Here is a 24009-nt window from a genome sequence, read left to right as displayed (position 1 = left end):
CGCAGTTGTTGCGGGCATGACCCGACCCCGTCCTCACCTCGGCCGCACCTCGCTGGCCGCCGCGATCCTCCTCGCGATCTCCACCCTCGGCACGGTCGCCTCCCCGGCCACCGCCGAGCCCGACACGATCACCCCAGGACCCACGCCGCCCGACGTCCGCACCCTGGGTGACCCGGTCGGCGGTCCACGCGACGTCGACACCCGCGGCACGGCCGCGCCCACCGCCGACCAACGCCGGGCCGTCTCGGCGATGGGTGGCGTCACCGCCCGCTGGGGCTCGCTCGGCACGCCCGCCTCGATCCTGCCGACCGACGGGAGCCTCGGCGTCGCTCCCGGTGCGCCGGTCGATGCGGCCCGCGCCTGGCTGCGGGGCAACTCCGCCGCGTTCGGGATGTCGGCAGACGCCGTCGACGACCTCGTGCTCGTCAGCTCGCAGCGGTTCGCCGACTCCGACGCGCGTGCCGTGCTGTTCCGCCAGGACTTCGGCGGCCTCGCACCCGCCGTCGGCGGCCTGGTGACCGTCGGCGTCGCGAACGGGGAGATCGCCTACGTCTCCTCGTCCCTGGCCCGCCCGACCGGAGCGATGCCCGAGGCGACCCTGTCACCGCTGCAGGGATGGCTGCGGGCCGCGACCGACCTGTCCGTCGGCGTCCCCGCGGCGCAGCTCGACGACATCACGACCACCGTCGCCCGCGGCTGGTCCCGGCTGACCGTCCCCGGCTTCGCCCAGGAGCAGCAGGTCCGCCGGCGGGCCCTGCCGATGGCCGACGGCTCGGTACGACCGGTCCTCGAGGCCAATGTCGTCAACGTCGCCGGTGGCGCCTCCCTCGCCTTCACCTCGCTCGTCGACGGCGTGACCGGTGAGGTCCTCGTCCGCCACAACAAGACCGAGAACCACGTCTACAACGACGTGTTCACCGGCGCGATCACGCCGACCGAGTGCGGCCCCAAGCACCCCTTCGAGCTCGACGACGATCTCACCAGGTCGATCACCGCGGTCGCCACCGGCCTCCCGGTGGACGACTTCGTCGTGAAGATCCTCCGCGGCGACGACGTCCTCGTGTCGGGCGACCTGGCCACCAATCCCGAGGTGGCGACGTACTCCTCCGCCGCGATCCCGGCCGGCACCTATGCGGCCCAGGTGTGTCCGTTCGACGCCGCGTCCGTCGTCGCCGGGCAGTACACGCTCGCGGTCAGCACCAGCGACAGCGCCGCGCCCTCGACGGGGGACCTCGTCGGCAACCCACGGTGGCGCTGGTTCACCGCCAACCCCACGCTCGACTCCCCCACCGAGACCCCGGGCAACTCGATCATCGGTTGCTGGCACGCCGAGGCCGGCTGCAGCTCACCGCCGACCCCGCTGCGCAACGTCGCGGCCTTCGGGCCGTGGGACGCGATCGGCGCGTTGCCGACCTTCACGACCGTGGGCAACAACGCCAACACCCACGAGGCGTGGGCCAGCCCGCTGACGCCGGGAGGCCTGTCCCAGGCGCCCGTGTCGCCGGAGCGCAGCTACACCGCAGAGTTCGAGGACCGCTGGAACAACAGCCGCTGCGACGTCGCCGAGCTGGTGCCGGGAGGCAACGACATCGACGCCTCGGTCGGCAACCTGTTCGCCGCGCACAACCGGATGCACGACTACTCCTACTACCTCGGCTTCACCGAGGAGAACTACAACCTCCAGCTCGACAACGGCGGCCGCGGAGGCGTCGGCGGCGACCAGGAGGTGGGCAACGCCCAGGCCGGCGCCATCACCGGCGGCAGCCCGAGCTTCCTCGGTCGCGACAACGCCAACCAGATCACGTTGCAGGACGGCACGCCCGGCATCACCAACCAGTACCTCTTCGAGCCGATCGCCGGGGCGTTCTACGCACCGTGCACCGACGGCGGTCTCGACATGGGGATCGTGGGGCACGAGTACACCCACGCCATCACCAACCGCATGGTCGGCGGTCCCGATGAGGGGCTGACCTCCGAGCAGGGCGGTGCGATGGGTGAGTCGTGGGGCGACCTGGTCGCCGGCGAGTACCAGTTCTCGCACGGATACAGCAATGGCGGCAACGTGTGGGCCGTGGGCGCCTACGCCACCGGCAACACCGACACCGCGATCCGCGACTACTCGATCGACGACAACCCGCTCAACTTCTCGGACTACGGCTTCGACTCCACCGGCCCCGAGGTCCACGCCGACGGCGAGATCTGGAACGGCACGATGTGGGAGGTCCGCCAGGCGCTCGTGGAGGCGTACGACGCCCGCTTCCCGTACGACGACGCGGCGCTGCAGCTCGCCTGCGCGCAGGCCACGCCGACGGCCACGCCTCGCCCCGTCGACACCTGCCCCGGCAACCGCCGCTGGGTGCAGCTGATGTTCGACTCCTTCCTCCTCCAGCAGGGTGCGACCTCGATGCTCGACGCCCGCGACGCGATGATCGCGGCCGACCGGATGCGCTTCGGTGGTGCGAACGAGGACGTCCTGTGGGCGGCCTTCGCCCGGCGTGGCATGGGAGTCGACGCGTCGGTGGCCGATGCCGACGACCACGAGCCCACGCCGAGCTTCGCGAGCCCGACCGGGCCCAACGCGTCCATCACGTTCGCGACGACGGGCTCGGCCCGGATCTACGTCGGCGACTACGAGGCTCGCGTCACGCCCGTGGCCGACACCGACCCGGGCACCGCCCTCGGAGCCAGCGCGACCTTCACCCCGGGCACCTACGAGATGCTCGCCGTCTCGCCCGACCGCGGCTTCACGAGGTGGACCATGACGGTCCCCGCCGACGGCGCATCACGCATCGAGACCGTCGGCGACGTGGTCAACCTCGCCAGCTCCGCGGCGGGCGCCGCGGTCATCGGGGCGACGGACGGCTCGCTCAACCCGGAGGCGCTCATCGACGGGACCGAGGCCACCAACTGGGGCGGCGTCACCGAGGCCCAGGTCGACGAGTCGAACCCGTCGGTCGCCGTCGACCTCGCCGGCGACGTCAGCACCGTGCGCCGCGTCCAGGTCAGCGCCCACCTCACCCCGGCACCGGAGTCGGGCACCGGGGTGCCGCTCGCCCAGGAGGACCCGGACTCGGGCTCGCGATTCACCGCCCTGCGCCAGTTCGCCCTGGAGGCGTGCACCACGGCCTGCGAGTCGGCGGACGCCGTGTGGACGCGGTTCTACACCTCGCCCACCGACGCCTTCCCGAGCACCCTGCCGCGCCCGGTCGCGCCGACCCTCACCATGCGGGGGTTCGACGTTCCCGACACCGAGGCCGCCGCCGTACGCCTGGTGACGCTGGAGAACCAGTGCACCGGCCAGGAGGCCTACGCCGGGCAGCAGACCGCCAGCACCACCGTGCCCACCGACTGCAAGACGGGCTCGGACCGCGGCACGATCGTGCACGCCGCGGAGCTGCAGGTCTTCGGCGAGGACGCGACGCTGCCCCAGCAGCCGGGCGCCCCCGGGACCGGCACCGACGACGGGACCGGCACCGACGACGGGACCGGCAGCGACGGGACGGGCAGTGACCCGGACACGGCGCCAGGGACTGCCGACCCGACCACCGGTCCGACCGACGACCCCACCAGCAGCAGCACCACCGGCACCCCCACCGCGACCGCGCTGCCGACCCGCACGCGGATGATCGTCAAGCGCGCCTACCAGACCCGCCGCAAGCCCGCCCCGGTGCTGTTCCTGACCGTGCGCTCGGCAGCGGAGAAGGAGCCCGGTCGGTTCGTGGTGCGTCTGGCCGCGAAGAAGTGGAAGGTCGTCCCCACCGCCGACGGCACCGCCCGCGTGCGCGTCCCCCGGAAGGCGCTGCGCCCGGGACGTACGACTGTCCGGGTGCGCTTCCTGCCAGCCGACACGAAGGCGTTCACGTCGTCGAGGACGCGGCTGCGCAGCATCACGGTGGCGTCGGTCCGCTGACCCGGAGACGCCGGAGCGAGGACGACCGCGGTCGAGCCGTCCCAAGGGGTGGCCCCGACCGCGGTCGGCTTGCGTGCAGGGTCCGGGTTCGCAAGTGTGGCCCCATGGTTGGACGGATACCCGTGATGGATGTCTCGCCCGTGGTCGACCTCGGTCGACAGTCGGCCAAGGCCACTGTCGGCGAGCCGATGCCCGTACGCGCCTCGGTGTTCCGCGAGGGCCACGACCAGCTCGCCGCGGAGGTGGTGGCCACCGACCCCTCGGGCCGCACGCGCGACCCGGTGCGCATGCGCCCCGACGGCGACGCCCCCAACCGCTACGTCGCCCACGTCACGCCGGACGTCGAGGGCGAGTGGACCTTCGAGATCCACTCGTGGTCCGACCCCCTCGCCACCTGGGAGCACGACGCGGGCATCAAGATCCCGGCCGGGGTCGACGTCGAGCTCATGTTCACCGAGGCGCGGCTCCTGCTGGAGCGCGTGGCCGCGGGGACGGGCAAGGACGCGCTCGACGAGCCGTCGGCCGCCGTCGTCTCGGGCGCGGTCGCAGCCGCGACCGACACCAACCGTCCCGTCGGCGCGCGCCTCGCAGCCCTCCAGGACCCCGAGCTCGAGGCGGTGCTCCTCGCCCACCCGCTGCGCGAGCTGCTCACCGTCACGGGGCCGTTCCGGTTCCGTGCCGACCGCACCCGCGCGCTCTTCGGGAGCTGGTACGAGTTCTTCCCCCGCTCGGAGGGCGCGACGCGCGACGAGAAGACCGGCAAGGTCACGAGCGGCACGTTCCGGACCGCGGCCAAGCGCCTCGACCGGGTGGCGGAGATGGGCTTCGACGTCCTCTACCTGCCGCCGATCCACCCGATCGGCGAGGTCAACCGCAAGGGCCCGAACAACACCCTGACCCCGGGCCCCGACGACACCGGCTCGCCGTGGGCGATCGGCAGCAAGGACGGCGGCCACGACGCGATCCACCCCGACCTCGGGACCTTCGAGGACTTCGACGCCTTCGTGGCGCGGGCTCGCGAGCTCGACATCGAGGTGGCCCTCGACCTCGCGCTCCAGGCGGCGCCCGACCACCCGTGGGTGACCACCCACCCGCAGTTCTTCACGACGCGTGCGGACGGCACCATCGCGTACGCCGAGAACCCGCCGAAGAAGTACCAGGACATCTACCCGATGAACTTCGACAACGACCCGGCCGGCATCTGCCGCGAGGTGCTGCGGGTCGTGAAGCTGTGGATGTCGCACGGGGTGCGGATCTTCCGCGTCGACAACCCGCACACCAAGCCGCTGGCGTTCTGGGAGTGGCTGCTCGCGGAGGTGCGGCGTACGGACCCCGACGTGCTCTTCCTGTCCGAGGCCTTCACCAAGCCGGCGATGATGCACGGCCTCGGCGCGGTCGGCTACCACCAGAGCTACACCTACTTCACGTGGCGCACCGGCAAGCGCGAGATCGAGGACTACCTCGTCGAGGTCGCGCACGAGTCCGACCACCTGATGCGGCCCAACTTCTTCGTCAACACCCCCGACATCCTCCACGCCTACCTGCAGTACGGCGGCCCGGCTGCGTTCAAGGTGCGCGCCGCGCTGGCCGCCACGGGCTCGCCCAGCTGGGGCGTGTACGCCGGCTACGAGCTGTTCGAGCACGTCGCGGTCAAGCCGGGGTCCGAGGAGTACCTCGACTCCGAGAAGTACCAGATCCGCGTCCGCGACTGGGACAAGCGCGACGCCGAGGGCACCACGCTGGCGCCGTACCTGACCCGGCTCAACGAGATCCGACGCCACCACCCGGCCCTGCAGCTGCTGCGCAACGTGACGATCCACTCCAGCGACGACGACCACGTGCTGGTGTTCTCGAAGAGGCACGAGGACGACATCGTCATCTCCGTGATCAACCTCGACCCCCACGGCACGCGCGAGACGATGATCCACCTCGACATGCCGGCGCTCGGCATGGAGTGGCACGACTCCTTCGTCGCCCACGACGAGATCACCGGCGAGGACTGGAGCTGGACCGCGCACAACTACGTCCGGCTGGACCCCGGCTACGAACCTGCCCACGTGATCGCCGTCAGGAGGACCCGTTGACCGACCACCCCACGTCGTCCCAGATGCCGATGGACGCGACCCGTGCGACCGCCGTCCTCAACGCGGAACCCGAGTGGTTCCGCACGGCGGTCTTCTACGAGGTGCTGGTGCGGTCGTTCCGGGACTCCAACGGGGACGGGACCGGCGACTTCAAGGGCCTGATCGAGAAGCTCGACTACCTCGAGTGGCTGGGCGTGGACTGCCTCTGGGTCCCGCCGTTCTTCACCTCGCCCCTGCGCGACGGCGGCTACGACGTGGCCGACTACAACAACATCCTTCCCGAGTGCGGCACGGTCGAGGACTTCCACGAGTTCATCGACGCCTGCCACCAGCGCGGCATCCGGGTGATCATCGACTTCGTCATGAACCACACGAGTGACGCCCACCCGTGGTTCCAGGCGAGCCGCAGCGACCCCGAGGGCCCCTACGGCGACTTCTACGTCTGGTCCGACAGCGACGAGCTCTACCAGGACGCCCGGGTCATCTTCGTCGACACCGAGCCGTCGAACTGGACGTGGGACCCGGTGCGCCAGCAGTACTTCTGGCACCGGTTCTTCCACCACCAGCCCGACCTCAACTTCGACAACCCCAAGGTCCACGACGCGATGCTGGAGGCGATGGCGTTCTGGCTCGACATGGGCCTCGACGGCTTCCGGCTCGACGCGGTGCCGTACCTCTACGAGCGCCCCGGCACCAACGGCGAGAACCTCCCCGAGACGCACGACTTCCTCAAGAAGTGCCGCCGCTTCGTCGACGAGCACTACCCGGGCCGCGTGCTGCTGTGCGAGGCCAACCAGTGGCCGGCCGACGTGGTCGAGTACTTCGGGCCGGAGGAGACCGAGGACGGCCGCTGGGTGGGCACCGAGTGCCACATGGCCTTCCACTTCCCCGTGATGCCCCGCATCTTCATGGCGGTGCGCCGCGAGTCGCGCTTCCCGATCTCGGAGATCCTCGAGCAGACGCCGGCGATCCCCGACGGCTGCCAGTGGGGCATCTTCCTGCGCAACCATGACGAGCTCACCCTCGAGATGGTGACCGACGAGGACCGCGACTACATGTGGTCGGAGTACGCCCACGACCCGCGCATGAAGGCCAACATCGGCATCCGCCGCCGCCTCGCGCCCCTGCTCGACAACGACGTCAACCGGATGGAGCTGTTCACGGCGCTCCTGCTCTCGCTGCCCGGATCGCCGGTCCTCTACTACGGCGACGAGATCGGGATGGGCGACAACATCTGGCTCGGTGACCGCGACGGCGTGCGTACGCCGATGCAGTGGACGCCGGACCGCAACGCGGGCTTCTCCAACGCCACGCCCGGCAAGCTCCACCTGCCGGCGATCCAGGACCCGGTCTACGGCTACCAGTCGGTGAACGTCGAGGCCCAGCTGGAGAACACGTCCTCGCTGCTGCACTGGACGCGACGGCTGGTCCACGCCCGGCGCCGCCACCCGGCCTTCGGGCTCGGCGACTTCGTCGACCTCGGCGGATCCAACCCGAGCGTCCTGTCCTACATCCGCGAGCACCGCGGGGACGACGAGCGCGACGTGATCCTCTGCGTCAACAACCTGTCCCGCTTCCCGCAGCCCGTCGAGCTCGACCTGCGGCAGTGGGAGGGCATGGTCCCGATCGAGCTGCTGGGCGGCGTGCCGTTCCCGGCCGTCGGCGAGCTGCCCTACCTGCTGACCCTGGGCGGCTACGGCTTCCTGTGGCTGCGGTTGACGGATCCGAGCAACACGGGAGGGGAACCGTGAGCACGATCGAGATCAAGGCCTGGATCGACGAGGCGCGCTGGTTCGGTGGCAAGGGACGCGACTGGGAGCTCGGCGACGTACGACGCGTCGGCCGGCTTCCCGACGCGCCGGACTGGCTGCACGTCACGATCGAGCTCGCAGAGGTCGCCTACGCCGACGGCACGAACGAGCTCTACCAGCTGCCGCTCGCCTTCTACACCGAGCCGCAGGAGCGCATCGCCCACGCGCTCATCGGTGAGTGGGAGGACGACGAGCTCGGCCACGCGTTCGTCTACGACGCGCTGCACGACCGGCAGGCGATGGCCCTCTGGCTGGCCGCGTTCGCCCGTCACGGCGTCGACCCGGCCCCACCGTCCGACGTGCGGGGCGACCTGATGTTCCACCGGCTGCCCGGGCACGACCTCGACATCGAGGCCCACTCGACCCTGTTCTCCGGCGAGCAGTCCAACTCGTCGGTGGCCTTCGGCGAGGACGCGCTGATGAAGGTCTTCCGCAAGGTGACCCCGGGGGTCAACCCCGACATCGCGATCCACCAGGTGCTCACCGAGGCGGGCTCCACCCACGTCGCTGCGCTCTACGGCTGGCTCGACCTGGTCGACGAGGACACCAACACGACGATCCAGCTCGCGATGCTGCAGCAGTTCCTCCGCACCGCGAGCGACGGCTGGGACCTGGCCCTGGCCAGCGTCCGCAACCTGTTCGCCGAGGCCGACCTGCACGCCGACGAGGTCGGCGGCGACTTCGCCGGCGAGGCCGCGCGGCTCGGGGTCGCGCTCGCCGAGGTCCACGCCGACCTCGCCGCGCACTTCCCGGTCGAGCGGCGCGAGGCCGACGCCCTGGGCGAGCTGGCCGGGGCGATGGAGGGCCGGCTGGTCGCCGCGCTCGACGTCGTACCCGACCTGGCGCCGCACGAGGCCCGGCTGCGCGAGACGTTCGCCCGGCTCCGCGAGCTCGACGGCGTCGCGGTGCAGCAGGTCCACGGCGACCTGCACCTCGGCCAGACCCTCCGCACCGTCAAGGGCTGGAAGATCGTCGACTTCGAGGGCGAGCCGGCCAAGCCGCTCGCCGAGCGGCTGAAGCCCGACTCGGTCTGGCGCGACGTGGCGGGAATGATCCGCTCCTTCGACTACGCACCGCGCGTGGTGGCCATGACCGGTGGCACCGACGCCGGCGGTGAGGCCGAGCAGCGCGCCTACCGGGCCTCCGAGTGGGCCGCCCGCAACCGCGCAGCCTTCCTCGACGCCTACACCGACAAGCGCGGCGAGGTGGTCGACGGCGTCAACGAGGCACTGCTCGACGCCTACCTCGCCGACAAGGTCGTCTACGAGGCGGTCTACGAAGCACGCAACCGTCCGGGATGGCTCTCCATCCCCCTCGCCGCGCTGGAGGAGACCTCATGACCAAGCCCCCCACCACCCCCGTCACCAAGCAGGTGGACACCCACGCCCCCGGCGAGCTCGACCTCCACCTGATCGGCGAGGGCCGCCACGAGCAGCTGTGGACCGTGCTCGGCGCGCAAGCCGGTCCCGACGGCACGTCGTTCCGCGTCTGGGCACCCAACGCCCTGGAGGTCCAGGTGGCCGGCGAGTGGGCCGGCTGGGACGGCGCGGCGCACCCGATGACGCGCCTCGACGGCTCCGGCGTCTGGCACGCCCACGTCGCGGACGCCGGCGTGGGCTCGCAGTACAAGTTCCGCATCCGCGGCGCCGACGGCCAGTGGGTCGACCGCGCCGATCCCCTCGCCCAGTACGCCGAGAAGCCGCCGAGCTCCGCCTCGCGCGTGTGGAAGTCGCAGCACGAGTGGAACGACGACGCGTGGTTGGAGAAGCGTCGTACGAGCCAGCCGGTCGACGAGGCCATGTCGACCTACGAGGTGCACCTCGCGTCGTGGCGCAAGCACTACTCCGGCGAGCTCTACTCCTGGGACGAGATCGCCGACGCCCTGGTCCCCTACGTCTCCGACCTCGGCTTCACCCACGTCGAGCTCATGCCGGTGATGCAGCACCCGTTCGGCGGCTCGTGGGGCTACCACGTCACCTCCTACTTCGCGCCGGACTCCCGCTTCGGTGACCCCGACGGGCTCAAGCGGCTCATCGACCGCCTGCACCAGGCCGGTGTGGGCGTGATCCTCGACTGGGTCCCCGGGCACTTCGCCACAGACGAGTGGGCCCTGGCCCGCTTCGACGGCACCCCGCTCTACGAGGACCCCAACCCGCAGCGCGGCTGGCACAAGGAGTGGGGCTCCCACATCTTCAACTTCGGGCGCAACGAGGTCCGCAACTTCCTCTACGCCAACGCGGTCTACTGGCTCGAGGAGTACCACGCCGACGGCCTGCGCGTGGACGGCGTCGCCTCGATGCTCTACCTCGACTACGCCCGCGAGGACGGCGAGTGGTCGCCCAACAAGCACGGCGGCCGGGAGAACCTCGAGGCCGTGCAGTTCCTGCAGGAGATGAACGCCACCGTCTACAAGCGGGTGCCCGGCATCGTCACGATCGCTGAGGAGTCCACCGCCTGGCCCGGTGTCACCGGTCCCACCAGCGACGGCGGGCTCGGCTTCGGCTTCAAGTGGAACATGGGCTGGATGCACGACTCGCTCAACTACGTCTCCAAGGACCCGCTCTACCGCAGCCACCACCACGGCCAGATGACCTTCTCACTGGTCTACGCGTTCGCGGAGAACTACGTCCTGCCCATCAGCCACGACGAGGTCGTCCACGGCAAGGGCTCCCTGCTCCGCAAGATGCCCGGCGACCGCTGGCAGCAGCTGGCCAACCTGCGCGCCTACCTCGCCTACATGTGGGCGCACCCCGGCAAGCAACTGCTCTTCATGGGGTGCGAGTTCGGCCAGGAGTCCGAGTGGGCCGAGAGCCGCGAGCTCGACTGGTGGCTCCTCGAGCACCCCGAGCACGCGGGCGTGCACGCGATGGTGCGCGACATGAACCGCGCCTACACCGAGACCGCCGCGCTGTGGGGCCGCGACAACGACCCGTCCGGCTTCCAGTGGATCGACGCCAACGACGCGGGCGCCAACACCTTCTCGTTCGTACGCCGGTCCCCCGGCGAGCCCGACCTGGTCTGCGTCGCCAACTTCGCCGGCAACCCGCACGAGGGCTATCGCATCGGCCTGCCGTCGGCCGGCACCTGGACCGAGGTCCTCAACACCGATGCGGAGTCCTACCACGGCTCTGGGGTGGGCAACCTCGGCTCGATCACGGCGGTCGAGGGCGACCACCACGGCCAGCCGGCGCACGCCGACATCGTCGTGCCCCCGCTGGCCACGGTGTGGTTCCGGAAGGACTCCTGACTCAGGTCAGCTCGATGATCCTGATCATGCCCATGAAGGCGTGCGGCATGCCCTTCATGTCCGGGTCGGGGAAGAAGCACATCACCGCGTAGTGACCCGGGGGCAGGTCGTAGTCGACGGTCATGCTCTGGCCGGCGCTGAGCGAGCCGGTGAGCAGCCGACCCTCCAGGAACGGCGGCGGAGGTCCGGCCGGCCCGGCCTGGAACGACTCGAGCACCTGGTCGGCGGTGGTCCCCTCCACGACCTGCTGCATCTCCACGAAGTGGGGGACGCCGGAGCTGCGCCTGTTCTTGAAGAGGAAGCGACCGTCGGCGGGCAGCGACGACGCACCACCCCACGCGAGGCCCTTCTTGGCGATGATGCTGCCGTCCACCCGCGGCGTCTTGGACTGCCGCGGGGGACCACTGACGCTGAACGACCTCCCGACGACGACCCCGCGCTCACCGACGGAGAACGGCGCGTAGGTGCCTGCCTTCGGGAAGACGATGGTCGCGTCGCCGGCTGTCGTCCCGCCGATGATGGTGGTGTTGTCGATCGCGCGTCGCAGCGCCTTCACGTTGCACTTCTCGCCGCACTTGTTGACGTCCGCGACGAACTCGTCCGGACCGTAGCCCTCGTCGAACCCCACGAACTCGACAGTGGCGGAGCCCTTGACGGTCAGGTGGACGCGTCCGGCCCGGAGGCCGTCCGTGCCCTTGACGTTGATGCCGCGTTTCGTGGCCTTCGCGGTGAGGTGGGGCATGGCGGCCGGCGCACTGGCCGTGGCAGCGCCGGAGGCTCCGGCTGTGGTGGGTGCAAGGAGGACGGGCGTGCTCGCGAGCGCGGTCGCGCACACGATCGCCACTGCCCTGCGCAGTCCGGTGGGCACGTGCATGGTGGTCAACCCTTCTCGAGGAGCGGTGCCGCCCGGCACCACCTTCCAGTAGTGGCACGGATCCACGGGCCCCGTCATCATCGATTTCAGTGACATCGGAGCGATGTCCAGACCACCCGAGTTCCGGGGATGCCGGCACCCGGTCGCTCCTGCACACTCGGGACGATGAGGGGGATGTGGCGCCGCCGACCGGCGGCCTGGCTGGCTGGCATCGTGACGTGCGCGATCGCGCTCGTGGCCGTCGACGCCGGTCCCGGACCCGAGGGGCGTACGGCGTCCGCGGAGCCGGTACGCAACGCCACGATCGTCGTCGAGGAGGGCGGCACCCGGTCAGGGTTCGCCACCCCGGAGGTGACCGTCGGTGGCGGCGGGACCATCACCGTCGTCAACCTCGACTCGATGGACCACACCGTCACGTCCGTCGCGCGCACCGCCGACGGGACCCCGCTGTTCGACGTACGCGTCGCCGCCGGCACGTCCGCGACCGTCCCGGGGATCGAAGGCCTGTCAGCCGGCGCGTGGGCGTTCTTCTGCAAGTTCCACCCCAACATGCGGGGCGTGATCAACGTCGAGGGCGTCGCCGGCGGCGCCGAGCCGGTCGACACCCGCTTCGAGCAGCCCCTGGTCGTCCCGTCGACGCGCCGCGGTGCCGACGTCCGGCTGGTCATGCGCCGCGCGAAGGTGCGGGCCCTCCCCCACGGACCGCGCACCTCGATGTGGACCTTCGACGGCAGCTACCCCGGCCCCACCATCCGGCGTCGCGGCGGGCGCGGCACCGAGGTCACGGTCGTCAACCGGCTCCCCCGCGGCGCCGGCTCGACGACGACGCACTTGCACGGCGACCACCACGCGTCCGCTGACGACGGTCAGCCCACCACCCAGCTGGTCCCGCGCGGCGAGGAGCGCACCTACGACTACCCCCTCGTGGTCGACGGCCGCCCCACGCCCGGCTCGTTCTTCTGGTACCACGACCACCGCATGGACCGCACCGCCCGCAACAACTGGCGCGGCCTGCAGGGCATGTTCATCGTCACCGACCCGCCCACCCGCGGGCTGCGGCTCCCGTCGGGGCGCCGAGACGTGCCGCTGATGGTCTCCGAGCGCTCGTTCACCCCGGGCAACCAGCTGACCGACCCGTTCGCCGCCGGTCCCGAGATGGCCGGCCACCACGGCGACATGACGTGGACCGGGCCCGACGCCCCGCCGGACGACGCCACCGTCGGGGACAAGGTCCTGGTCAACGGCCGCTACGCGCCGTACCTCGAGGTGTCCGCCACGCGCTACCGCCTGCGGCTGCTGAACTCCTCCCCGTTCTCGAGCTACAACTTCACGCTGTCCGACGGCAGGCCGTTCCTGCAGGTAGGCACCGGCAGCGGTCTGCTGCCAAAGGCGGTCGTCCGGTCCAGCGTGCTGCTCGGGCCGGCTCAGCGCGCCGACGTGGTCGTGGACTTCAGCGGCGCCACCGGTCAGCGCCTCGTGCTCGCGTCCGTGCCGGCCGCGAGCGGGATCTCCGGCGACGACGCGCGCGAGACGCCGGTGATGGAGTTCCGCGTGGGTGCACCGGCCAGGGACGCATCGAGGCTGCCGTCGCGGTTGCCGTCGCCGAAGCTGGTCTCCCCCGTCCCCGCGAAGGTGTCGCAGACCTGGACCTTCGGGCTCGAGGAGACCTCCCACCACGGCAGCGCCTGGACGATCAACGGCCGCGCCTTCGACCCTCGCCGGGTCGACCACCGCTCCCGCCTCGACACGGTGGAGCGGTGGCGTTTCCGCAACACCAGCGACGTCACCCACTACGTTCACATCCACGCCGAGCAGTGGCGCACCCTCCTGCGTGACGGCCGGCGGCCGCCCCCGTGGGAGCGGGGACTGGAGGACACCTGGCGGCTCGAGCCCGGCGAGGAGGTCGAGGTGGCGGCCCGCTTCACCGACTACACCGGACCCTTCATGATCCACTGCCACATGCTCGACCACGAGGACCACGGGATGATGGCGCGGTTCGACGTCGTCCCCTGATGTGGCACCAACTGCCTGCATGGTGCTGTGCTCCCGTGGCTAGGGTGGCACGGTGCCCGACGAACAGCCGACGCTGACTGATGGGACCATCACGCTGCGGGCGTGGCGCGACGACGACGTCGCCGAGGCGGTGGCCGGCCACGACGACGAGATGGCCCTCTGGCTCGGGTGGGACGCCGGCGAGGTCACCGAGCAGACCCACTCGGCGGCGATCGCTCGCTGGCGTCGACGCTTCCTCGCAGGCGAGCAGGCGTCCTTCGTGGTCGAGCACGACGGTCGACTGGTGGGAAGCGTCGAGCTGACCCGCGAGGGCAGCGCCGGGGCCAGCCTGCGGTGGGCCCTGTACGCCGGCCACCGGGGCCGCGGGTACGCCGCTCGTGCCGTGCGCATCCTCGTGGACTGGGCCTTCGCAGATCCGGACCAGGGCGGACTGGGCCTGCAGCGGGTGGAGGCCCGCATCGACCCGCGCAACGACCGGAGCCGCCGGGTGGCGACCCGGGCCGGGCTGCGCCTCGAGGGCGTGCAACGAGTGGCGCCGGGCATGGGCGACCGCGCCGACGCCACGTCGTACGCCGTGTTCGCGCGGCTCGCGACCGACCCGCCGCTGTCCGACCCCGAGAGCTTCCGTTCCCTCCTCAACTCCTTCCTCCCGCGCAAGCGGGCGATCTCGCAGATGCTCGTGCGCGACCGCGAGGGCCGGGTGCTGCTGTGCCAGCTGACCTACAAGCGCGACTGGGACCTGCCCGGCGGCGTGGTCGAGGTCGGCGAGTCGCCGCGCGTGGCCGTCCAGCGCGAGGTCGAGGAGGAGCTCGGCCTCGCGATCGAGCCCGGTGACCTCGTGCTCACCGACTGGCTGCCCGCGTGGGGCGGCTGGGACGACGCCGTCTGCCTGGTCTTCGACGGCGGGACGCACGGGCCCGAGGTCTTGGCCCGAGTGGTGATGCAGGAGCGCGAGATCCGCGACGTGCGCTTCTGCACGCTCGCGGAGGTCGACGAGCTGGCCGCCGACTTCACCTCTCGGAGGGTGCGCGCCGCGGTCGAGGGCGACCAGCCGTATACGGAGTCCGGTCGCTGAGGCAGGATGCCTGCATGACCTGGGTGTACGACTTCGCAGAGGGCAGCAAGGACCAGAAGGACCTCCTGGGCGGCAAGGGTGCCAACCTGGCCGAGATGACCAACCTCGGCCTGCCCGTCCCACCGGGCTTCACGATCTCCACCGAGACGTGCCGCGCCTACCTGGCCGAGGGAGGTGAGCCCGATGGGCTCGCCGAGGAGGTCACCGAGCACCTCGCGGCGCTCGAGGAGGCGATGGGCAAGAAGCTCGGCGACGCCGACGACCCTCTGCTGGTCTCGGTGCGCTCGGGAGCCAAGTTCTCGATGCCGGGCATGATGGAGACGGTCCTCAACGTCGGCCTCAACGACACCTCGGTCGGCGGCCTGGCCGCTCGCAGCGAGGACGAGCGCTTCGCCCAGGACTCCTACCGCCGGCTCCTCCAGATGTTCGGCGGAACCGTGCTGCACGTCGACTCCGAGCTGTTCTCCGAGGCGCTCGACGAGGCCAAGCGGGCCAAGGGCACCGACTCCGACCTCGACCTCGACGCCGACGACCTGCGCGGCGTCGTGGAGACCTTCAAGGCCGTCATCAAGGAGCAGACGGGCCGGGACTTCCCGCAGGACCCCCGCGAGCAGCTCGACCTCGCGATCCGTGCGGTCTTCGACTCCTGGAACACCGACCGCGCGCGGCTCTACCGCCGCCAGGAGCGCATCCCCGAGGACCTGGGCACGGCCGTCAACGTGCAGGCGATGGTCTTCGGCAACTTCGGCATGGACTCCGGTTCCGGCGTCGCCTTCACCCGCGACCCGGCCAGCGGCACGCAGGGCGAGTACGGCGACTACCTGCAGAACGCGCAGGGCGAGGACGTCGTCGCCGGCATCCGCAACACGGTGTCGCTGGCCGACATGGCCGAGATCGACCGGACGTCGCACGACCACCTCATGCAGATCATGAGGCGCCTCGAGCGCCACTACCGCGACATGTGCGACATCGAGTTCACCGTCGAGCGCGGCAAGCTGTGGATGCTGCAGACGCGCGTGGGCAAACGCACCCCCGAGGCTGCTTTCCGGATCGCGGTCCACATGGTCGACGAGGGCCTGATCCAGATGGACGAGGCGGTCCTGCGCGTCACCGGCGACCAGCTCGCCCAGCTGATGTTCCCCCGCTTCGACGAGTCGTCGGAGCGCACCCTGCTCGCCACCGGCATGAACGCCTCCCCGGGCGCCGCGGTCGGCAAGGCGGTCTTCGACTCGGACACGGCCGTGGAGTGGACCGAGCGCGGCGAGGACGTGATCCTGGTGCGCAAGGAGACCAACCCGGACGACCTGCGGGGCATGGTCGCGGCGCGCGGCATCCTCACCAGCCGGGGGGGCAAGACGTCGCACGCCGCCGTCGTCGCGCGCGGCATGGGTCGTACGTGCGTGTGTGGCGCCGAGTCGCTCGACGTCGACACGAAGGCCAAGGAGTTCCGCGTCCGCGACGGCGAGGTCGTGCGCGAGGGCGACGTGATCTCCATCGACGGCACCACCGGGGAGGTGTTCGCCGGCGCCGTGCCGGTCGCGGACTCCGTCGTGGTGCGCCACTTCGAGGGCGAGAAGCTCGACGACGACCTGGCCCTGGCGGTCTCGCGGATCATGGCGCACGCCGACGGCGCGCGCCGGTTGCGGGTCCGCACCAACGCCGACACCCCCGACGACGCCGCCCGCGCCCGTCGCTTCGGCGCCCAGGGCATCGGGTTGTGCCGCACCGAGCACATGTTCCTCGGCGAGCGGCGCGAGCTCGTCGAGAAGCTCATCGTCGCCGAGGACGAGGACGGCGTCGAGGCCGCGCTGGCCGAGCTGCTGCCGCTGCAGCGCCAGGACTTCACCGAGATCCTCGAGGCCATGGACGGCCTGCCGGTCACCATCCGGCTGCTCGACCCGCCGCTGCACGAGTTCCTCCCCGACCTCACCGACCTCAGCGTCGAGGTCGCCCTCGCCGAGGAGCGCGGCCAGGTCGACGAGCGGGCCGCCACTCTGCTCACCCACGTACGCCGCATGCACGAGCAGAACCCGATGCTCGGGCTGCGCGGCGTGCGTCTGGGCATCCAGATCCCGGGCTTGTTCCGGATGCAGGCGCGAGCGATCGCCGAGGCCGCTGCCGACCGGATGGAGGTCCACGGCACTCCGCGCGCGGAGATCATGGTTCCGCTGGTCGCCAGCGTGCGTGAGCTCCAGATCGTCCGCTCCCAGCTCGAGCGGGAGATCAGGGAGGTGCAGGAGTCACGAGGGGTCAAGCTCGACATCGCCATCGGCACCATGATCGAGCTCCCCCGGGCGGCGTTCCTTGCCGACCGCATCGCCAAGTCGGCCGACTTCTTCTCCTTCGGCACCAACGACCTCACGCAGATGGCCTGGGGCTTCTCGCGCGACGACGTCGAGTCCGCGTTCTTCTCCCGCTACTTCGAGCACGGCATCTTCGACGTGTCGCCGTTCGAGTCGCTCGACCAGCTCGGCGTGGGCGGCATGGTCGAGATGGGCACGAAGAAGGGTCGCAAGACCCGCTCCGACCTCAAGGTCGGCGTGTGCGGCGAGCACGGCGGCGACCCGCTGTCGGTGCACTTCTTCGATCGCGTCGGGCTCGACTACGTGTCCTGCTCGCCGTTCCGGGTGCCGGTCGCGCGGCTCGAGGCCGGTCGGTCGGTGCTGGCGAAGCGCGCCTCGACGAGCTGATCAGAAGAGCGCCGACGCCAGGTTGCGGCGGCCCGCCAGGACGCGCGGGTCGTCGTTGCCCACCGCGGCGAAGAGGCCGAGGAGGTGGTCGCGGGCCTTCTCCCGGTCCTTGTCGGAGGTGCGCGCGACCAGGTTGACCAGTCGGGTGAACGCGTCCTCGACGTGCCCGCCGAGCATGTCGAGGTCGGCGACCAGGGTCTGGGCGTCGACGTCGTCGGGGGCGTCCGCTGCGGCGGCGCGCGCGGCATTGAGGTCGACCCCCTGCGTCCGCTGCATGACCTTGGCGATGGCGAGGCCGCCGGCTGCCTCCACGTCGGCCGGGTTGGCGTCCACCAGCTTCTGGTACTCCGCGACGGCGGCGTCGACGTCTCCCGCAGCGAGCGCGTCCTGGGCGGGGGCGTAGCGCGGGTCGACGACCTCCTCGTCACCCTCGGCCGCGGGTGCACCGCCGGCCCGCGGCTGGTGGCGACCGGTGATGCCCTGGGCGGTGAGCTGCTGGCCGACCTGGGTGAGGGCGGTGCGCAGCTCGTCGATGGGGAGCGGGTCCTGCAGCAGCGGCATGGGGCGTCCGTCGACCACGGCGACGACCAACGGGATCGAGGGGATCTGCATCGCCTGGGCGATCTGCGGGACCGCGTCGATGTCGACGAGCCCGAGCAGGTAGCGGCCCTCGTGCTCCTCGACCACGGTCGCGAGGTCGTCGGCGAGCTGGCCGCTCTCGGGCATCCGGGTCCGGGAGTAGAACGCGAGGAGCACGGGCGCGGTCATCGACTGCTCGAGCAGGCCCTGGAACCCCTGCTCGTCCACGACCACGCTGTAGGAACGGGTGTCGGCCGGCGCGCCGGGCGCGGCCGCGGCGGCCGGGCGGGGCGCGGGCGCGCCGGCCGGGGCGGCGGGCCGGCCGAGACCGGAGAGGTCGATGGCACCGGGGCGGCTGAAGGGCTGCTGCGTCATGACCCAATCCTAGGGAGACGCGCCACGTCCGCGGGCGCGGGTCGGTAGCCTCGCTCCATGGGATCCCGGGGAGCCGCCCTGATGACGCGGCACCGGCGCAACGTCGGCCTCCTCGTCCGCTTCGGCGTCGTGGGCGCCTCCGGCGTGCTGGTCAACCTGCTCACCCTGGTCCTCCTGCGCCGCTTCGGCCCGCACTTCGACGAGGCCGTCGTCGCGCTCGGCTCGTCCGGGTTCAACCTGCGCTGGTACCACGTGTACTCGACGATCGCCTTCCTGGTCGCCAACCTGTCGAACTTCCAGCTCAACCGCACCTGGACGTTCAAGAGCAACCTCGCCGCCCCGTGGTGGCGGGAGTACTGGCCGTTCCTCGCGGTGGGCCTGGCCGGGCAGGTGATCGGCCTGGCCCTGCTCACGCTCCTCATGCACCCCGGCTCCCCCATCAGCCTGCCGCGCGAGGTCTTCGACGACTCCTCCGGGCTCCGCAACCGGCTCTACTGGTCCCAGCTCATCGTGATCGTCCTGGTGACGCCGCTGTCGTTCGTGCTCAACAAGCTGTGGACGTTCGCCGCCGTGCGCAGCGCCCGGCTCGGTCTCCTCGAGGAGCGCCGGAGCGACGACGTACGCGTGCCCTGAGGCGTCTCCTCACCTGTCGCCGGGCCGCTACCGCGTGGTAGAACTTCCCGGGGTTTCGACGGGAGGGCGCCACGCCATGACGACAGCGGGGTCGTACGACTTCAACGGCTACCAGGTGCTGGTCATCGGCGGCACGCGGGGCGAGGGGCACACCATCGCCTCGGCCTTCGCTTCGTCGGGGGCCTCGGTCACCGTCACCGGCACGATGATGCTGCGCTCGCTCTACGACACCGACCTCTCGGCCTTCGACTACGAGTCGGTCAACCTCGCCCGGCAGGAGTCGATCGACCACCTCGTCGGCACGATCAGCCACATCGACATCCTCGTGCTCGCAGCGTCCTGCCACCTCCCCTACGGCCTGCCGCCCGGCGAGCAGGCGTTCATCGCGGGTGCGGCCCGCTCGGGGCTGCTCGGCCCGATGTTCCTGACGACCCGGCTCCGCCTCAAGCTCGGCCAGAGCCCCGCCCTCGGCGGCGGGTGCGTCGTCAACACCGGCGCCGTGACCAGCTGGCTCCAGCTCTCCAGCACGCCGGAGGCCGCGCAGCGCGAGCTGGCCGAGACGACGGCGCGTGCCGGTCGCAACTGGGCCGGCCTCGGCGTGCGGGTCAACTCCGTGCTCCGCGAGGGCCGCTCGGTGCTCCCCCGCCAGTACGCCCCGAGCGCGCCGGTCGGCGGCAGCCGGGTCGCCGGCGACACCATGGTCCGTGCGCAACCCCGGGCCAGCGATGCCGTCACGGACGCCACCTTGTTCCTCGCCAGCAGCGCCGCTGCACGGATCACCGGACAGACCCTGCGCATCAGCTGACCGGCTCCCGGCGACGGTCGTCCGGGCAACATCGGCGAATCGCCGCGCGCAACGAGCGGGCGAGGTTACGGTTCACCCACACGGAAGCAACAGGGGGTCCACAGGGGTCCCTCGCCGCCTCGGGTCGGCCGCTCCCTCGTCGCTCGGAAGGACGTGCCCCTTGACCGCAGACCCCGTCTCCCCCCACCCGCTCGCGCGGGGTGGCTCCTGGGCCGGCCGCGCCTCGCGCCGGGGGCGCGCCGAGCTCCTCGAGCAGTCACCCGGCGCCGGCACGCCCGTGTGTCACCTCTGGACGTCGCTGGTCGACGTGCTCGCCGCCCTCGACGGGCCGTCCTCGGCACTGCTGGCGACGGTGGACGGCGACGCGGTGGCCGTCCACGGCCTCGCGAAGGACGACGTCGCCCGGATCGCGCGCCAGAGCAGGGCGGCGTTCGCGGCGCGCACGCCCGGCGGGCCGGACCCGGACGAGGCGGTCGACACGGTCGAGCTCACGGTGGGCCTGCGCCACACCGTGATCGCGTCGGTGCCGGCGCCGACGCCGACCGACGAGCGCCACCTGCTCACCGTGACCGCCCAGGGGGTGAGCGTGCAGGTGCTCGAGGCCTGGACGCGCCGGCTCGCCGACGACATGCACGAGGCCCTGGCGGCCTCCGCCTAGGTCGCCGCGTCGTCGTCGAGCAGCTCGTCGGCGGCGGCGTAGGGGTCCACCTCGCCGGCGACGACGCGCTCGGCGAGGGCGTCGAGGTCGGCGCCGGACCCGGCCCGACCCCAGCGCTCGCGCAGCGCGGCCAGGGCGATCGCCTCCACCTCGCGACGGGCCCGGAGCGTACGCCGGCGGGCGAGCTCGCCCGACTCGCGCAGCCAGGCCGCGTGCCGGTCGACCTCGGCGAGCAGGTCGTCGATGCCCACGCCCGTGGTGGCCACTGTCTGGACCACGGGTGGTCGCCACGCCCCGTCGCGTCGCTCCGCCATGGCGAGCATCGTCCGGAGCTCGCGTCGCGTGCGGTCGGCCCCCTCGCGGTCGGCCTTGTTGACGGCGTACACGTCTCCGATCTCGAGGATCCCCGCCTTGGCGGCCTGGATCCCGTCGCCCATCCCCGGGGCCAGGAGCACGAGCGTGGTGTCGGCCAGCCCCGCGACCTCGACCTCGCTCTGCCCGACGCCGACGGTCTCCACGACGACCACGTCGCAGCCGGCGGCGTCGAGGACCCGCACCGCCTGGGGCGTCGACCACGCGAGGCCGCCGAGGTGGCCGCGCGCACCCATCGAGCGGATGTAGACGTCGCGGTCGAGCGCGTGGTCGCCCATGCGCACCCGGTCACCGAGGAGGGCGCCACCGGAGAAGGGCGAGGAGGGGTCGATCGCCAGGACGCCGACGCGCTTGCCCGCTCGTCTCATCGCAGCGATGAGGGCGTTGGTGGAGGTGGACTTGCCCACCCCCGGGGCGCCGGTGATGCCCAGCACGTGTGCGCGGCCGGCGTCCGGCCCGAGGGCCGCCATCACCTCGCGCAGGAGCGGCGAGGCGTCCTCGACGAGGCTGATCAGCCGGGCGACGGCGGCCGGGTCGCCCTCACGTGCCCGCGCGACGAGGTCGGGGACCGCTGGGGCTCCCCGCCTCGCCACGCCGGACGTCACCGGTTCCTCACGCAGACGGGACGCGGACGATCAGGGCGTCGCCCTGGCCGCCACCGCCGCACAATGCGGCCGCGCCGACACCGCCACCGCGGCGCTGCAGCTCGAGGGCGAGCGTGAGCACCACCCGCGTGCCGGACATGCCGACCGGGTGACCGAGCGCGATCGCGCCGCCGTTGACGTTGACCTTGGCGTCCTCGATGCCGAGCTCGCGCGCCGACGCGATGCCGACGGCGGCGAACGCCTCGTTGAACTCCACGAGGTCGAGGTCGGCGGGCGAGATCCCTTCCTTCTCGCACGCCTTGGCCGTCGCGGCGGCCGGCTGCAGCTGGAGGGTGGAGTCGGGGCCGGCCACCTGACCGTGCGCACCGATCTCCGCGAGCCACGTCAGGCCCAGCTCCTCGGCCTTGGCCTTGCTCATCACGACCACGGCCGCGGCGCCGTCGGAGATCTGCGACGCGGATCCTGCGGTGACGGTGCCGTCCTTGCTGAAGGCCGGGCGGAGCTTGCCGAGGGACTCCACGGTGGTGTCGCCCCGGACGCCCTCGTCCTCGCTCACCACGACCGGGTCGCCCTTGCGCTGCGGGATCTCCACGGGGACGACCTCGTCGGCGAAGACGCCGTTCTTCCAGGCGACGGCGGCCTTCTGGTGCGAGTACGCCGCGAAGGTGTCCTGCTCCTCGCGGGTCAGGTTGGCCCCGGCGGCGTTGCACTCCTCGGTGAGCAGGCCCATCGCCTGCGAGGTGAACTGGTCGAAGAGGGCGTCGTAGGCCATGGAGTCGACCAGCTTCACGTCGCCGAACTTCACGCCCTCGCGCGACTTCGGCAGGAAGTGCGGGGCCTGGGTCATCGACTCCATGCCGCCGGCGACGACGATCTCGCACTCACCCGCACGCACGAGCTGGTCGGCCAGCGCGATCGCGTTGAGGCCGGAGAGGCACACCTTGTTGATCGTCATGGAGGGCACGGACATCGGGATGCCGCCCTTCACCGCGGCGACGCGGGCGGGGTTCTGGCCGGCGCCGGCCTGGATGACCTGGCCCATGATCACGTAGTCGACCTGGTCGCCGGTGACGCCCGCCTTGTCGAGGGCGCCCTTGATCGCGACCCCGCCGAGGTCGGCGGCCGACTGGTCCTTCAGCCCGCCGAGCAGCCGGCCGATCGGGGTGCGAGCCCCCGCGACGATGACCGAGATTGAGTGGGCCGAGTCGGACATGACGGTGCCTCCAGCGATCGGTTCGAGATTGGGGGGTCGTGCTCCTTCGGACACTACCCACCACGGCGGCCCCGCCGGGAGGGTGTCCCCGCCGGGCAGGGTGAGGCGCTCGTCACATGACCGGCCACCTCGACGAGGGATCACCAAAATGTGGGAGCCCCCCCTCCGCCCACCCCTACAGGTGAGGCGACGTGGTGGGATTTTCCCCAGTCGCGGTCCTCGGGAAATCGCCTTCACCCCCACCACCCGAGGAGTGCTTCGATGAACCGGTTCCGCCGTACCTCCACCTCCCTCGCGGCCGTGGCCACGGCCGCAGCGCTCGCCGTGGCGCTGGCCGCCCCGCCCGCCGGCGCCCGCACCGACGACCTGGCCGGCCTCTGGCTGCTCAACGAGGGATCCGGCCAGGTCGCCCACGACCTCTCCTTCAACGGCAACCGCGGCCAGCTCGGATCGACCCCCGAGGCAGACGAGCACGACCCGACGTGGGTCTCGCTCCCCCGTTTCCTGTTCCTGAAGCGAGCGGCCCTGCGGTTCGCCGGGTCGCAGAGCGTGCGGATGGCCGACGCGCCGTCGCTCGAGCCCGACGGCGTGACCGTGCTGGCCCGGGTGCGCAGCACCGGCCCCGGCCAGTTCCGCTACCTGTTGTCCAAGGGTGCCTTCCAGTGCGAGAACGCGTCCTACGGCCTCTACACCGGCGCGTCCGGCGGCCTGGCCTTCTACGTCTCCGACGGCAGCAGCGTCCACCTGTCCGCGGACGCCGGGCCCGACCTCTGGGACGGCGCCTGGCACACGGTGCGGGGCACGTTCAACGGCGGGGAGCTGCGTCTCTACGTCGACGGCGCCCGGGTGGGCGCCCCGGTCGCCGCGCCGGTCAGCGTCTACTACGGCATGCCCACTGCCGACGACTTCTACCTCGGCGACTACGTCGGCCCGTGCGCCAGCCCGCTCGGGTTCATCGGTGACATCGACGCCGCGGCGGTGATCGGCCACTACGACCCTGACGCCGGCCTGGCCCAGTAGACGCGGACGGGGAGCCGGCCGGGGGCGCGGGAGTGGCGACCGTCA

16 protein-coding genes are annotated in these 24009 nt (G+C 71.7%); 12 read left to right on the top strand and 4 right to left on the bottom strand.

The features are described 5' to 3' along the window. Nucleotides 1–16: 16 nt before the first annotated feature. The 5 genes from HOO61_RS11490 to glgB all read left to right on the top strand — a co-directional run bounded on the left by HOO61_RS11490 (nucleotide 17) and on the right by glgB (nucleotide 11052). On the top strand, nucleotides 17–3910 hold the full coding sequence (locus HOO61_RS11490; protein WP_216658793.1) for a M36 family metallopeptidase: 3894 nt from the start codon (nucleotides 17–19) through the stop codon (nucleotides 3908–3910). Between the two features lie 104 nt (nucleotides 3911–4014). Then, on the top strand, nucleotides 4015–5994 hold the full coding sequence (locus HOO61_RS11485) for an alpha-1,4-glucan--maltose-1-phosphate maltosyltransferase (RefSeq protein ID WP_172258790.1): 1980 nt from the start codon (nucleotides 4015–4017) through the stop codon (nucleotides 5992–5994). Between the two features lie 23 nt (nucleotides 5995–6017). Next, entirely contained in the window at nucleotides 6018–7745 is a 1728-nt protein-coding gene (treS, locus tag HOO61_RS11480) for a maltose alpha-D-glucosyltransferase (RefSeq protein ID WP_172258878.1), read from the top strand. Then, entirely contained in the window at nucleotides 7742–9145 is a 1404-nt protein-coding gene (locus HOO61_RS11475; RefSeq protein ID WP_172258789.1) for a hypothetical protein, read from the top strand. The genes treS and HOO61_RS11475 overlap by 4 nt, the downstream gene beginning before the upstream one ends. Next, complete coding sequence (gene glgB / locus HOO61_RS11470) at nucleotides 9142–11052, top strand: 1,4-alpha-glucan branching protein GlgB (protein ID WP_253942249.1); 1911 nt, start codon at nucleotides 9142–9144, stop codon at nucleotides 11050–11052. The genes HOO61_RS11475 and glgB overlap by 4 nt, the downstream gene beginning before the upstream one ends. A 1-nt stretch (nucleotide 11053) precedes the next feature. Here the strand turns inward: glgB and HOO61_RS11465 are convergent, their stop codons facing one another. Beyond that, nucleotides 11054–11926 (bottom strand): hypothetical protein, encoded by an 873-nt coding sequence (locus HOO61_RS11465; protein ID WP_172258787.1) that lies wholly within the window; start codon nucleotides 11924–11926, stop codon nucleotides 11054–11056. A 165-nt stretch (nucleotides 11927–12091) separates the two neighbouring features. On the opposite strand from HOO61_RS11465, the gene HOO61_RS11460 reads away from it, so the two are divergent. From HOO61_RS11460 to ppdK, 3 genes are read left to right on the top strand one after another with little or no spacing between them, the layout of a single operon-like run. Next, nucleotides 12092–13939: a multicopper oxidase domain-containing protein gene (locus tag HOO61_RS11460; protein ID WP_172258786.1), complete on the top strand. Its 1848-nt coding sequence runs from the start codon at nucleotides 12092–12094 to the stop codon at nucleotides 13937–13939. 52 nt (nucleotides 13940–13991) lie between these two features. After that, nucleotides 13992–15014, top strand: a complete 1023-nt coding sequence (locus HOO61_RS11455; protein ID WP_172258785.1) for an NUDIX hydrolase — start codon at nucleotides 13992–13994, stop codon at nucleotides 15012–15014. Nucleotides 15015–15028: 14 nt separating this feature from the next. Continuing rightward, entirely contained in the window at nucleotides 15029–17704 is a 2676-nt protein-coding gene (gene ppdK / locus HOO61_RS11450) for a pyruvate, phosphate dikinase (protein WP_172258784.1), read from the top strand. Here ppdK and HOO61_RS11445 read toward each other — a convergent pair whose 3' ends face one another. Next, on the bottom strand, nucleotides 17705–18658 hold the full coding sequence (locus HOO61_RS11445) for a co-chaperone YbbN (protein ID WP_172258783.1): 954 nt from the start codon (nucleotides 18656–18658) through the stop codon (nucleotides 17705–17707). Nucleotides 18659–18715: 57 nt separating this feature from the next. On the opposite strand from HOO61_RS11445, the gene HOO61_RS11440 reads away from it, so the two are divergent. The 3 genes from HOO61_RS11440 to HOO61_RS11430 all read left to right on the top strand — a co-directional run bounded on the left by HOO61_RS11440 (nucleotide 18716) and on the right by HOO61_RS11430 (nucleotide 20754). Further along, on the top strand, nucleotides 18716–19291 hold the full coding sequence (locus HOO61_RS11440; protein WP_172258782.1) for a GtrA family protein: 576 nt from the start codon (nucleotides 18716–18718) through the stop codon (nucleotides 19289–19291). Nucleotides 19292–19367: 76 nt separating this feature from the next. Beyond that, nucleotides 19368–20096 (top strand): SDR family oxidoreductase, encoded by a 729-nt coding sequence (locus HOO61_RS11435; RefSeq protein ID WP_172258781.1) that lies wholly within the window; start codon nucleotides 19368–19370, stop codon nucleotides 20094–20096. Between the two features lie 160 nt (nucleotides 20097–20256). Continuing rightward, nucleotides 20257–20754: a hypothetical protein gene (locus HOO61_RS11430; protein ID WP_172258780.1), complete on the top strand. Its 498-nt coding sequence runs from the start codon at nucleotides 20257–20259 to the stop codon at nucleotides 20752–20754. On the opposite strand, the gene meaB is transcribed toward HOO61_RS11430, so the two are convergent. Together meaB and HOO61_RS11420 are read right to left on the bottom strand one after the other, a co-directional pair. Beyond that, a complete protein-coding gene (gene meaB / locus HOO61_RS11425; protein WP_172258877.1) occupies nucleotides 20751–21719 on the bottom strand; it encodes a methylmalonyl Co-A mutase-associated GTPase MeaB in 969 nt (322 codons plus the stop codon). The genes HOO61_RS11430 and meaB overlap by 4 nt on opposite strands. A gap of 19 nt (nucleotides 21720–21738) precedes the next feature. After that, nucleotides 21739–22944, bottom strand: a complete 1206-nt coding sequence (locus tag HOO61_RS11420; RefSeq protein ID WP_172258779.1) for an acetyl-CoA C-acetyltransferase — start codon at nucleotides 22942–22944, stop codon at nucleotides 21739–21741. Nucleotides 22945–23205: 261 nt separating this feature from the next. Here HOO61_RS11420 and HOO61_RS11415 point away from each other — a divergent pair, with 261 nt between their 5' ends. Next, nucleotides 23206–23964 (top strand): LamG domain-containing protein, encoded by a 759-nt coding sequence (locus HOO61_RS11415; protein ID WP_172258778.1) that lies wholly within the window; start codon nucleotides 23206–23208, stop codon nucleotides 23962–23964. The last annotated feature ends 45 nt before the right edge of the window (nucleotides 23965–24009 follow it).

It is taken from the genome of Nocardioides sp. zg-1230, from assembly GCF_013155335.1.
Lineage (GTDB): Bacteria > Actinomycetota > Actinomycetes > Propionibacteriales > Nocardioidaceae > Nocardioides.
Note: the sequence above shows the minus strand (reverse complement) of the source record. Positions and strands in the feature narration are given on the sequence as shown.